We start from the raw sequence: 12338 nt of genomic DNA, 5'->3' as shown, positions 1-12338 counted from the left end.
ATGGCAGTAGGTAGATACTCAAAATATATTAGACCTATTTCTTATTTAGTCGACTTTCTTTTGATTGTTTGGCTGCTGTTGTTATTTCCTGTTCTTACATTTAATCTAAAAGAAATCATCTCTTTACTTGTTGTTTGGACGATTACATCTAATTTTACAGAGTTTTACGAAGTATTTCGTTTTACAGCTCCTGTTAAAATATTTTTTAAGATTATTAGACATTTATCAATATTTTCTTTCGTATTTATTACACTTATTTTTATTTTAGAAAAAGGAGTTACTCATCAATTAGTTTTTAAATACCTTTTTTGTTTAACCCTTTTTGTTACTTTTTTTAAATTCGGGATATATTATTCTTTAAGGAAATATCGTCAGCTTTTAGGAGGTAATTACAGAAGAGTAATTATTATAGGTAAAAAAGAAAAAGCAATAGAATTAGCTGATTTTTTTAAAGAAAATAAAGACTTGGGGTATAGATTATACTCAATGATTTCTGAGAACACTTCTTTTTTAGAACTAAAAAAAATAATTAAAGAACAGTCAATAGATGAAATTTATTGCGATTTGAATAGTATTTCAAAAGAGTATTCAGATGATGTCATTGCCTATGCGCACAACCACTTTAAGACCATAAAATTAATACCCGATAATTCCGCACTTTCTCATAATATGTCTTTAGATTATTATGGATATATTCCTTTGATTTCAATTAGAAAAACACCTTTGGAATTATGGTTTAATCATTGGATAAAGCGTTTGTTTGATATCCTTTTTTCATTTTTAGTTATCCTTTTCGTGCTTTCTTGGCTTATTCCTTTGATTGCACTTTTAATTAAATTAGATTCTAAAGGACCTGTTTTTTTTAAACAAGAAAGACACGGAATTAATAATGAGAGTTTTTATTGTTTTAAATTTCGTTCAATGAAAATTAATAAATTGGCAAATATACAATTAGCATCTAAGGGAGATGAGCGTGTTACCCCACTCGGTAAATTTTTAAGAAAATCAAGTATAGATGAAATGCCTCAGTTTATTAATGTCTTATTAGGAGATATGTCAGTGGTTGGTCCTCGCCCTCAAATGTTGAGTGTTAATGAGGATTATGCTAAGCGTTTTGATAAATTTATGGAGCGCCATTATATCAAACCAGGAGTTACAGGCCTTGCTCAAATTAAAGGATGTCGAGGGGAAATTCTTACGGATCAAGACGTAGAAGACCGATTAAAATTTGATTTGTTTTATATTGAAAACTGGACCCTTTTACTAGATATAAAAATTATTTTAGTGACTCTTAAAAAATTCATTTTAGGAGATGAAAAAGCGTACTAAATGGATAAATTAGTTTCTATTATAACGCCAACGTATAATTCTGAACGATATATAGCAGAAACCATACGATCGGTTCAATCTCAAACTTACACAAATTGGGAAATGTTGATTGTAGATGATGGTTCTTCGGATAAAACAGTCGAAACCATTCTTAATTTTATGGATAAAGATAATCGTATTAGTTTAACCAGATTAGCTAAAAATTCAGGTGCATCAAAAGCAAGGAATGAAGTAATCAAATTGGTAAAAGGAGATTATATGACCTTTTTGGATGCAGATGATATTTGGTTTTCTTCTTTTATTGAAACAAGTGTTAAAACAATACAAGAAACTGGGATTAATTTTGTTTTTTCGTCATACAAGAGAGCAAATGAAAATTTAGAATTTGTTTATTCTGATTTTATAGTTCCACAAAAAGTTACTTATACAGATATATTAAAAACAAATTCAATCAGTTGTTTGACTGCTTTCTTAAATGTAAAAGTATTAGGCGTAAAACAAATGCCTAATATTTTGAAAAGACAAGATATGGGATTGTGGTTGAAATATTTAAAAGAAATACCCTATGCTTATGGTATTCAAGAACCACAAGCAATTTATAGAATCAGACAAAATTCTCTATCTCGAAATAAAAAAGCACTGGTAAAATATCAATGGCAATTTTATAGAGAGGTTGAAAGATTATCTTTTTTAGAATCTGCTTATTATATGATTCAATGGACTATTAGAGGTTTTTTAAAATATAGAAATTAAAGTTGACTTTGAAATTGTTTTAATTTCCCTCTCTTATTTCTTAACAATACACTTTTTCGATTATAAATAAAATTTAAATCAGGTTCTAAATATAAATTGATCGCCTGATTTATTTTCTGAATTTGTTCTAAACTTAATTCTTTTTCACTTACGTAATCAATTTCAAACGTATTGAGTTTGGTTTGTTTAATAATAAATTCTTTTACATTTCCGTCATCTTCTATGATGCTTTTTGTGACATAATAAAAAGTAAGACCAGGTGATTTTTTACCACTTGGTAGAATAGCTATATCATTAGTTCGTCCTACTAATTTTTTTAGTAAAGGTCTTGTAGGAGAACTTTTTTCATCAATAATCCCTATATCTCCTATATCATACCGTATAAAAGGATGTGCTTTGTTATAGAGAGAGGTAATGACGATACGTCCTTCTTGACCAAAAGGTAATGTTTGCCCCTTTTCATTTACTATTTCTACAAATAATGTCTCATTATTAAGTTGCCAAGTGTTATTTGTGTCCTGAAAAGCAATTAAATCTAATTCCGAAGCACCATATTCATTAATTACAGGAATACCAAATTGTTTTTCTATTAAATTTTTATCCTCATCAAATAGCATTTCTGAAGTTACAATACAAACAGTTAAAGTAGGACATACCTCTTTTAAAATTATATTTTTTCGTTGTAAAAATTTACCAAAAAGAACTATTGAACTCGTATAACCATTGATATAATCAAATTTCTTTTTTTTAAATTTTTGTAAAATATTTTCTAATACAGCATCTGATAAATCAAAAATTGGGAATCGATACCGATTGCTTAAAAAATCTTTGATTCGCTCCTTAACATATCCTGAAAAATCTAAAGGAATGCCATAAAATCGCGCTTGATAACTTGTATTAAAATTAATCCCATGCCAGCTAAATCGGTAAATTATAGATGCCCAAGTAAGAGCATGAGCGTATTTGTCCTTTGCAAAAACAAAAGGATCTCCACTAGAACCAGAAGTTTTATTTTTGAAAACATTTTTCTCAGTAAAACCTTTAGAGAGTCTTTCTTTTAGCGGTTTTTGTAGATCTTTTTTGGTCATTAGAGGAATATCTTCCCAATGCTCAATATGTGTATTGCCTATGAAGTTTTTGTAATAACTATTATTACGTAAGTGATATTCTAGAATTTCTTTTTTTCTTTTTTCGATAAATTCAACAGGTGATTTTTTAGAAAGAGCAAGGATAGCGTCAAATTCCGCTTGTGCTTCTTTTATAGGAAAACCATTCAATTTTAAACTCCAATCGAAAAAACGAAACATATTTCTTTTTTTCCAAAAATAAGAAAACAAGTGTTTTCATAATAATTTTAAACGGACTATTTTTACAACTTAAAACAACAACACAACACGATGATAATTTTACTTTTAGGTTCAGGCGGAAGAGAGCACGCTTTGGCTTGGAAAATGCTCCAAAGTTCAAAATGTACAAAATTATTTGTGGCACCAGGAAATGCTGGAACGGCGCAAATAGCAACCAATATTTCTGTTAATCCATTGGATTTTAATGAGGTAAAGAATTTTGTAATTGAAAACAAAGTTGAAATGATCGTAGTAGGTCCAGAAGACCCATTAGTAAATGGTATTTATGATTATTTTAAAAACGATTTAGAATTACAAAATATTCCTGTTATAGGCCCCTCAAAAATAGGGGCTCAATTAGAAGGGAGTAAAGAATTTGCAAAACAATTTTTAGTAAAAAATAATATCCCAACGGCTCGTTACGAAAGTTTTACTAAAGATACGGTTGAACAAGGATGTAAATTCTTAACCACTTTAGAAGCGCCTTATGTATTGAAAGCCGATGGTTTAGCAGCAGGCAAAGGAGTTTTAATACTGAATGATTTGGTAGAGGCACAACAAGAATTACGAAATATGTTAGTTGATGCTAAATTTGGAGACGCTTCTTCAAAAGTAGTGGTTGAAGAATTTTTAGACGGTATCGAGTTAAGCTGTTTCGTTTTAACCGATGGAAAATCATATAAAATTTTACCCACAGCTAAGGACTACAAACGCATAGGCGAAGGAGATAAAGGTCTAAATACTGGAGGTATGGGAGCCGTTTCGCCAGTGCCATTTGCTGATGCCGTTTTTATGGAAAAGGTAGAAACCCGTATTGTGAAACCAACGGTTGAAGGTTTGCAAAGAGAAGGGATTGATTACAAAGGATTTATTTTCATTGGATTAATCAATATAAAAGGAGAGCCTATGGTTATAGAGTATAACGTACGTATGGGAGATCCAGAAACAGAAGTAGTAATGCTTCGTATTAAATCAGATTTAGTAGAATTATTTCAAGGAATAGCAAAAGAAGAGTTGGATTCAGTTATTTTAGAAACAGATGAAAGAGCAGCAACTACCGTAATTCTAGCTTCAGGAGGGTATCCAGAAGAGTATGAAAAAGGAAAAGTAATATCCGGAATCGAAAATGTAACGGATTCTATTGTTTTTCACGCAGGAACTAAAAAAGAACAAAAAACTGTAGTAACAACTGGAGGACGCGTACTGGCAATTTCTTCTTACGGGACAACTTTTACCGAAGCTTTGACCAAGTCATACGATAGTATTGCCAAGATTTCTTTTGAAAAAATGTATTTTCGAAAAGATATAGGAAAGGATCTAAATACACTATAATAAATACAAAAATCGACAGTTTTGTATAGCTGAATATAATAAAAAATGCCACAATCAGATCGTGGCATTTTTTATTATTTTAAGAACGAATGAGCGGTCGTATCTTGTTGGTCTTCGTTACTATCTTTGAATATTTTTAATTGTTTAATCCAATACCAAATATAATAACAAATAATAGCCCATAATACCCAGTTAATAAGGTTTGCAACCCACCAGTTTTCTAACTCCGCGGAGCGCATTAAGTCGTGTGGAGCAAGTAAAATAGCTTCAAATAACCATTGAATTGCTTCAAAAATTGATTTCATCATGACGAATGTATTATATTTACACAGCAAAAATATAAAATATACTTATGATTACAAGTGTTTTTAGTAAATCTCGACCAATAAATTATGTAATAGTTATAATTTTATTGGTAGTTAGTTTTTTGTTTTACCAATTCAATATCAGTACGTCAGATCTAACAGCAATACAGATTGGACAAAAATTGGTATTATTAGTATTATTGGTGGGGTCTTTGTTAATTACTAATTTCATTACAAAGAAAAACGGATTAAGTAAAGATAACAGTTATACCTTTTTATTGTTTTTTATTTTTTTAATTTTATTTCCAGATACATTATCGGATCTTAAATTAATTCTCTCCAATGCTTTTATACTATTGGCTTTACGAAGGTTAATTTCTATGCATTCTATGATTACACCTAAAGAGAAGATTTTTGACGCTTCCTTGTGGGTTTTTTTGGCTTCATTAATTAATTTTTGGTGTATATTGTTTTTGTTACTCGTTTTTTCCTCTATTATACTCCATGTGTCAAGAGATTATCGTAATTGGCTTATTCCTTTTATAGCTTTTTTTACTGTTTTAGTTATTGGATTGATGTTTTCTTTAGCCTTTTATCCTGAATTTTTAACATTATACCCTCAACAGATTTATGTTGATTTTACCGTAAAAGATTTAACCAATGTTTTTCAAAATATAGCGGTAGCAATTTATGTAGTAGCTTCTTTAATTGCCTTTGTAAGTATGTTGTTCATTTTACAGAGTAAGATGTCTCATCTAATATCTTCTTACCGTAAAGTTATATTTGCTTTTATAATAGGGTTAGCAATTTATTTTGTAATGCCTGAAAAACATAATAGCTACTTGATATATACTTTTGTACCCGTAGCTATCATGTTGACCAATTATCTAGAAAAAATCAAGAAAATTTGGTTAAAAGAGGGAATAGTCCTTTTGTTAGCATTAGCTAGTTTGGTGACTTATTTGTTACAAATATTATAGTTTTTCACCGTATGCTAAATCGCCAGCATCGCCAAGGCCTGGAACTATATAGTTTTTTTCGTTTAATTTTTCATCTATAGAGGCAATCCATAAATGCGTGTTTTTAGGTAAGTTTTTTTCTAAGTACTCTATACCTTCTGGAGCTGCAATGACTACTGCTATATGAATTTCTTTAGGTTGGTGTTCTGAATATAATTTGTTCAGCACCGCAACTATAGATTGTCCTGTTGCTAACATGGGATCTATAAGAATAAGGCTTTTGCCTTCAAAAGAAGGAGTCGCTTGGTATTCTACTAATATTTCAAAGTGGTCATCATGATTATAATGGTGTCTATAAGCTGATATAAAGCCGTTTTCAGCCTCATCAAAGTAGTTCATAAAACCTTGATGTAGGGCAAGTCCTGCACGAAGGATAGAACATAAAACAATAGAGTTCACTAATTTTGTAGTATGTTTTATTCCAAGGGGTGTTTTTACCTCAATGTTTTCATAATGGAATGTTTTACTTATTTCGTAGGACATGATTTCACCAATGCGTTCTATGTTTCTTCTAAAACGCATACGATCCTTTTGTATGTTTGTATCTCTTATTTCGGCTAAGAAATGATTTAAAACGCTATTTTGTTCAGAGATATGATGTATTTTCATAGATTAAATTTGATTGGTTTTTTCAAAATATTTTTTCATGACAAGTAAGCCTATTATTTTTTCTCTTTTTGAATCATAGAATTGCTTGCAGTATGTGTTTGCATTTTTAATAATTTGATTTGCTTCCGAAGGATTTTCTATATAATAATTTATTTTTTCTTCCAAATTAGAAAAATCAGCATTAACTTCTATATAGTGAAAATCAGGAATTAATTTTCCTTCCATAAACCATGTTTCGTATGTAGGTTTGGGCATTACAGCAATTGAATTAGATGACATAACCCATTTTAAATTACTAGCCACATCATTGCCTTCTAATGCCATAATAAATTTGTAGTCTAGATGTTCCCATAATGTTTTTTTAGGAACTTTCCATTCTTTTTTTGTCACGTTTTTTGAAACATCTCCAAGATCAAACAAAGGATTGCTAAAGAATTTATTCATAAAATCTATTCTTTGTTGCTTACCTATTATTTTGCCTCTAAATATTATTTTATTGATTTTTTTATCAAATGTCTTACCATCTTTTAAAAAAATAAAATGTCTTACCTTATCAAGATTTAATAATATACTATTTTGATTATTTCCCAAAATAGGTCTACTTTTTAATATAGAAGGTTCATTAGGGATGTGAGTTATATCTCCATAACAACTAAAAAACTTAAGACTAGGATTGAAATATCTTGTTATAAATTCTGTATCGTAATAGTATACAGATCCAGCTTTTTCTATTTTGTTATCTTTTAGTCGCTTAGCGTTTGGAGGTAAGCTGTTGTTTTTATTTAATTTGTTGTAATAATTTACCCTTTCAAGTATATAATCTTTGTCTGGTCTTGTATTAAAATCTATAATTAATTTTGGATATTGACTCCTAAATATAAATTTTGGCACGATATTTAAAAGAATATTGCCTAGGTAGTATTTCCATTTAGGATTTTTTCCACTATTAAATAAAAAATTAAGGTTCATATAAGATGAATTAATTTCGTAAAAATACATAATTTTGTGGAACATTTTAATAACGTACCTATGTTCGCAGAATTTGCTTTTCCTATATTCGAAAGAAGTATTCAAGAGTATCATATAAAAGACGATGTTTATCAAGAAATTACAAATCCTTATGAGAAAGGTTCTATAGAACATTTGTTGTATGCAAAAAATTGGGTGGACACCGTTCAATGGCATTATGAGGATATTATTCGTGATCCTCAAATTGATCCCATAGCAGCTTTAGATTTAAAACGTAAAATTGATGCTTCAAATCAAGTGCGTACAGATATGGTAGAATACATAGATAGTTATTTTCTTAAAAAATATGAGACTGTTCAGGTAAAAGCAGATGCCCGTATTAATACAGAAAGTCCAGCTTGGGCTATTGATAGATTATCTATTTTAGCTCTTAAGATTTATCACATGAATGAAGAGGCTACTCGATTAACAGCTACAAAAGAGCATAGGGCAAAATGTCAAGAAAAATTAAGTATTCTTTTAGAGCAAAAGAAAGATATGTTTATTTCAATAAGTCAATTGATCGAAGATATTGAAAAAGGAGATAAGTACATGAAGGTTTATAAACAAATGAAGATGTACAACGATGAAGAATTAAACCCTGTTTTGTATCAAAATAAATAATGATTCTAATTTAATTTCAGAAAAACATTGATAAGATAAGTTCTTTACATTATCAATGTTTTTGGGTTTTAAAAAAATATTATGAAGCATCTATTGATTATTCGTTTATCAGCTATGGGAGATGTTGCTATGACAGTTCCTGTTTTAAGGGCTTTATCCTTAAAACATCCCGAGTTGAAAATTACAGTAGTTTCACGTCCCTTCTTTCAGCCTTTTTTCAACGGTTTAGAAAATGTTAGTTTTTTTCCAGTAGATCTGAATAAAAAACATAAAGGAATGATTGGACTTGTCCGATTATACAATGATTTGAAAAAATTAAATATTGATGCTGTTGCTGATTTTCATAATGTACTTCGTTCAAAAGTTATTAGAGGTTTATTTGCAGTCAATGGAAAAAAAGTAGCATTTACAGATAAAGAACGTAAGGATAACAAGGCATTAACTCGACCTAAAAATAAAGTTTTTGCTCCTGTAAAATCCATGTTTGAAAGACATAAAGATACGCTTGTTCGTTTAGGATTTTCTTTTGATCTATTAAATCCTCAGTTTCCAGATAAAGCCTTATTATCGGATCAAATTCTTGGTATAACAGGAAATAAAATGAATAAATGGATAGGAATAGCACCATTTGCTCAGTATGAGTCTAAAATATATCCATTAGATTTGATGCAAAAAGTTGTAGACGGCTTAGCAAAAGAAACGATTAAAATATTCCTATTTGGAGGAGGAAAAAAAGAAATAGAAAAATTATATCAACTTAAGAGAGATTATCCCAACGTTCAGGTAGTTGCAGGTAAAATTAAGCTTCAAGAAGAATTAAATTTAATTTCTAATTTAGATTTGATGCTTTCTATGGATTCAGGGAATGGACATATCGCCTCTATGTTGGGAGTTAATGTTATAACACTTTGGGGAGCAACTCATCCTTATTCAGGCTTTAGTCCTTTTAATCAACCTTTAGAAAATTGTCTCACAGCTGATAGAGAAAAATATCCAATGTTGCCAACTTCCGTTTATGGCAATAAAGAAGTAGAGGGGTATGAAGACGTAATGCGTACTATAGAACCAGAAATAATAATTAATAAAATTAAAAAGGATTTAGATTTATAAACAACCCAAATCCTTTTTCAAAATTATTTTTTATACATCATCAAAATCAATACTGATTTCAGCAGATGTTGGGTGCGCTTGGCAAGTTAAAATTAAACCATCTGAAATCTCTTTATCACTTAGGATAGAATTTTTCTTCATAATAGCGCTTCCTGAGGTAACTCGCGCGATACAACTACTACAAACACCACCTTGACATGAATAAGGAGCGTCCATACCTTGTTTTAAGATAGCTTCTAACAATGTTTGTTTTGTAGACATTTCAAAAGATTCTTCATCACCATCTAGTGTTACTGTAATCTTTGTGTGTTCAAAAGTGTCAGAAGAAGATGAATTATTTTCAATTGTTGGTGAAGTTGAAAATAATTCAAATTTTATATTTTTTTCTGCTATACCTTTTTCTTTTAGAGTACTATTAACATCATTGATCATTTCCTCTGGACCACATAAAAAATATTTATCAAACTCTTGACCAATATGTTTTTCATGAATTGTATGAACGACTGATTTATTAATTCTACCTGCTAATTGTCCTTCTATTTCTTCTTGACTGTACACATAGTGTACCGTTAACCTGCCAAGAAATTGTTTTTGCAATTCAGCTAATTGATTGTGAAAAATGGTTTCATTAGATGTCTTATTTCCATAAACTAACACGAAAGAACTTTTAGGTTCTTCTAATAAAACGGTTTGCAAAATAGACATTACAGGAGTGATACCACTACCAGCCGCAAACCCCATGTAGTTTCGTTGACGATCCACTTGTGGTTCAAAACAAAAACGTCCTTCAGGCAAACCAACATCTAGTATGTGTCCTTCTTTTAATTGTTCATTTGCAAATTTTGAAAAGGTTCCGTTTTTTATAGCTTTAATTGTTACACAAAATTCTCCAGAAGAAGGAGCGGTACATAAAGAATATGCCCTTCTTATTTCATGACCGTCTAAAGTTAATTTAATTGTAACGTATTGTCCTGCTTTAAATTGATAAAAATCTTTAAATTCTAAAGGAACATTAAAAGCTATTGAAATAGCATTAGGAGTTTCTCTTTTTACTTCTTTTATAGATAGTTTATAGAATATTGACATAAGTTTTGTTTTATACTACAAAGGTAAAAAAATATTAACTTTTATAAATTGTAATTTATAAATGTAATAATTTAATAATATTACTTTAAAAGTCCTTTTTGCTCTTTTTTTTGGACTTTTAGAATAAAATTTAAAAAGGATTTTTGTTTTATATTTGAAAAAAATAAATATCTATGAAAAAAATTTACTTATTATGTGCTGCTTTTTTTACAAGCTTATCAATAAAGGCACAAGAAACAACCTTTTTTGTACATGCCCATCAAGATGATGCGGTTTATTTTTGTGGTGTACCACTATTTGATAAAGTAAGCTCAGGTGTTAAGACAGTTGCAATTGTAACGAGTGCTTCAGATCAAGGAGCACATGATGGTGTTTATACCCCTGATGCTGGGGTAGGTATTAAAACACCTTTTTATGAAGCTCGTGATAACGGTTACAAAAAAGCCTTAGAATATTGTTATACGAATGGAAACTTGCCTTTAAATTTCAATGAAACGACTACAGAAGTGTTAATGGCTGGTAAAAAAGTACGCAAATGGACTTATGGAAATAATATTACTATGTATTTTCTGGATTTACCAAACGGAGATTGTTGTAGTTTGAATATGAATGGTTATTCTGCAAATAATTATCAAAGTATTGAAAAATTAAAAAAAGGAAGTATATCGACTATCACAAATGTTACGGGTACAGCAACTTATACTTGGTCAGAATTAAAAGAGACAATAAAAGCTATTTTTAATACAGAAAAGAGTACCACATCAAATGTTTATTCTACAGATGTAGATATGACAATTAATCCTGGTGATCATGCGGATCATTATATTACGTCAGTTTTAGCACTAGAAGCTATGGATGGTATAACTGGTTTTAATTCGAAATTACACACAGACTATCAATTATCAAATTTAGACATCCCTTTACTTTCAAATGCTGAAATTATAAAGAAAGTGTCTACATTTGGAGCGATGATATCTGGAATTGTAGCCAAAGGATATAGACCTAATAGACACTTTGGAACAAATTATGAGAAATGGTTCTTAACAGAAAGTATAAGAGATGTAGCAGATATTCATGCACAATTAGTAAATCTTAGCTCAGATTTAGGTGGGAATCCATATGCCGCCACTAATAATATTGCATTAAACAAAACAACAACAGTTAGTGGTTCAGATATACCATCAACAGATGGTCCGAAAGCGAATGATGGAAATATTGATACTTATTGGGGGAATACAGCTTATCCACAGTGGTGGAAAGTGGATTTAGGTGCTAACTATAATGTTAATGATATAACTGTAGTTAACTATTTTAAAGATACTAGATATTATAAATATACTGTTTTTTCATCTATTGATGGAGTAAGTTGGACTCAGGTAGCTGACAAATCTGATACTTCTAATGCTACAAAAGCTGGAAATACATTTACCTTTGATAAACCAGTTCAAGCTAGATATTTCAAGGTAGATATGAGTTTTAATTCCGTAAACCAAGGTGTTCATATATCAGAATTTATTGCTCATGGAGATTTAGTAAATACTAAGGTAAGATCTGTAAATAAAAATGTTAAATTTAGTTTTAAAAATCCAATAAAAAAAGGTGAACAATTAACTATAAATTTTGAAAAATTAGAAGATAATGAGGTTCAAATTTTTGATTTAACAGGGAAAAAGGTTTTCAATAAAAAAAGCAAAGATAATTCAATAACTATTGATACTGATATGTTAACCAAAGGTACATATATTTTAGATAGTAATAATTCGAAAAGTAAACTTGCTATTGAGTAGAAAAATTATAATCTTAAAAGTCCCAAAAGT

12 protein-coding genes are annotated in these 12338 nt (G+C 29.8%); 7 read left to right on the top strand and 5 right to left on the bottom strand.

All coding sequences use genetic code 11. The annotated features are described in order from the left end of the window. Together B0A78_RS00790 and B0A78_RS00785 are read left to right on the top strand one after the other, a co-directional pair. Positions 1-1329, top strand: a complete 1329-nt coding sequence (locus B0A78_RS00790; RefSeq protein ID WP_014165737.1) for an exopolysaccharide biosynthesis polyprenyl glycosylphosphotransferase — start codon at positions 1-3, stop codon at positions 1327-1329. Continuing rightward, on the top strand, positions 1330-2082 hold the full coding sequence (locus B0A78_RS00785; protein WP_014165736.1) for a glycosyltransferase family 2 protein: 753 nt from the start codon (positions 1330-1332) through the stop codon (positions 2080-2082). It begins immediately after the preceding gene. Here B0A78_RS00785 and B0A78_RS00780 read toward each other — a convergent pair. Next, positions 2079-3389 carry a phenylacetate--CoA ligase family protein gene (locus tag B0A78_RS00780; protein ID WP_014165735.1) on the bottom strand — a complete coding sequence of 437 codons (1311 nt, stop codon included), beginning with the start codon at positions 3387-3389 and terminating at the stop codon, positions 2079-2081. The two genes, B0A78_RS00785 and B0A78_RS00780, sit on opposite strands and share 4 nt — an antisense overlap. Before the next feature lie 90 nt (positions 3390-3479). Between B0A78_RS00780 and purD the strand changes: the two genes are divergently transcribed. Beyond that, positions 3480-4760, top strand: a complete 1281-nt coding sequence (purD, locus tag B0A78_RS00775; protein ID WP_014165734.1) for a phosphoribosylamine--glycine ligase — start codon at positions 3480-3482, stop codon at positions 4758-4760. A 74-nt stretch (positions 4761-4834) separates the two neighbouring features. Here the strand turns inward: purD and B0A78_RS00770 are convergent, their stop codons facing one another. Then, positions 4835-5065, bottom strand: coding sequence for a DUF6341 family protein (locus B0A78_RS00770; protein ID WP_014165733.1), 231 nt, complete (start codon positions 5063-5065; stop codon positions 4835-4837). A gap of 47 nt (positions 5066-5112) precedes the next feature. On the opposite strand from B0A78_RS00770, the gene B0A78_RS00765 reads away from it, so the two are divergent. After that, positions 5113-6045, top strand: coding sequence for a DUF6427 family protein (locus tag B0A78_RS00765; RefSeq protein WP_014165732.1), 933 nt, complete (start codon positions 5113-5115; stop codon positions 6043-6045). Here B0A78_RS00765 and upp read toward each other — a convergent pair. After that, a complete protein-coding gene (gene upp / locus B0A78_RS00760; RefSeq protein WP_014165731.1) occupies positions 6040-6693 on the bottom strand; it encodes a uracil phosphoribosyltransferase in 654 nt (217 codons plus the stop codon). The two genes, B0A78_RS00765 and upp, sit on opposite strands and share 6 nt — an antisense overlap. A gap of 3 nt (positions 6694-6696) precedes the next feature. Continuing rightward, positions 6697-7692 (bottom strand): glycosyltransferase, encoded by a 996-nt coding sequence (locus B0A78_RS00755; RefSeq protein WP_225556526.1) that lies wholly within the window; start codon positions 7690-7692, stop codon positions 6697-6699. 30 nt (positions 7693-7722) lie between these two features. Here B0A78_RS00755 and B0A78_RS00750 point away from each other — a divergent pair, with 30 nt between their 5' ends. After that, on the top strand, positions 7723-8325 hold the full coding sequence (locus B0A78_RS00750; RefSeq protein WP_065213868.1) for a DUF4254 domain-containing protein: 603 nt from the start codon (positions 7723-7725) through the stop codon (positions 8323-8325). An 81-nt stretch (positions 8326-8406) separates the two neighbouring features. Next, entirely contained in the window at positions 8407-9435 is a 1029-nt protein-coding gene (locus tag B0A78_RS00745; RefSeq protein ID WP_060381341.1) for a glycosyltransferase family 9 protein, read from the top strand. Between the two features lie 30 nt (positions 9436-9465). Here the strand turns inward: B0A78_RS00745 and B0A78_RS00740 are convergent, their stop codons facing one another. Further along, the gene (locus tag B0A78_RS00740; protein ID WP_065213867.1) at positions 9466-10521 is read right to left on the bottom strand and encodes a ferredoxin--NADP reductase; all 1056 of its coding nucleotides are present in this window, start codon (positions 10519-10521) and stop codon (positions 9466-9468) included. 173 nt (positions 10522-10694) lie between these two features. On the opposite strand from B0A78_RS00740, the gene B0A78_RS00735 reads away from it, so the two are divergent. Then, the gene (locus B0A78_RS00735; protein WP_014165726.1) at positions 10695-12308 is read left to right on the top strand and encodes a galactose-binding domain-containing protein; all 1614 of its coding nucleotides are present in this window, start codon (positions 10695-10697) and stop codon (positions 12306-12308) included. The last annotated feature ends 30 nt before the right edge of the window (positions 12309-12338 follow it).

Origin of the sequence: Flavobacterium columnare NBRC 100251 = ATCC 23463, from assembly GCF_002530675.1 — a bacterium.
GTDB classification, from domain to species: Bacteria; Bacteroidota; Bacteroidia; order Flavobacteriales; family Flavobacteriaceae; genus Flavobacterium; species Flavobacterium columnare.
This window is presented reverse-complemented; position numbering and strand designations above follow the sequence as displayed.

Coding starts and splice junctions, on each gene's coding strand:
- B0A78_RS00750 (WP_065213868.1), top strand. CDS start 7,723: ATGTTCGCAGAATTTGCTTTTCCTATATTCGAAAGAAGTATTCAAGAG.
- B0A78_RS00785 (WP_014165736.1), top strand. CDS start 1,330: ATGGATAAATTAGTTTCTATTATAACGCCAACGTATAATTCTGAACGA.
- B0A78_RS00790 (WP_014165737.1), top strand. CDS start 1: ATGGCAGTAGGTAGATACTCAAAATATATTAGACCTATTTCTTATTTA.
- B0A78_RS00780 (WP_014165735.1), bottom strand. CDS start 3,389: ATGTTTCGTTTTTTCGATTGGAGTTTAAAATTGAATGGTTTTCCTATA.
- upp (WP_014165731.1), bottom strand. CDS start 6,693: ATGAAAATACATCATATCTCTGAACAAAATAGCGTTTTAAATCATTTC.
- B0A78_RS00765 (WP_014165732.1), top strand. CDS start 5,113: ATGATTACAAGTGTTTTTAGTAAATCTCGACCAATAAATTATGTAATA.
- B0A78_RS00745 (WP_060381341.1), top strand. CDS start 8,407: ATGAAGCATCTATTGATTATTCGTTTATCAGCTATGGGAGATGTTGCT.
- B0A78_RS00770 (WP_014165733.1), bottom strand. CDS start 5,065: ATGAAATCAATTTTTGAAGCAATTCAATGGTTATTTGAAGCTATTTTA.
- purD (WP_014165734.1), top strand. CDS start 3,480: ATGATAATTTTACTTTTAGGTTCAGGCGGAAGAGAGCACGCTTTGGCT.
- B0A78_RS00740 (WP_065213867.1), bottom strand. CDS start 10,521: ATGTCAATATTCTATAAACTATCTATAAAAGAAGTAAAAAGAGAAACT.
- B0A78_RS00755 (WP_225556526.1), bottom strand. CDS start 7,692: ATGTATTTTTACGAAATTAATTCATCTTATATGAACCTTAATTTTTTA.
- B0A78_RS00735 (WP_014165726.1), top strand. CDS start 10,695: ATGAAAAAAATTTACTTATTATGTGCTGCTTTTTTTACAAGCTTATCA.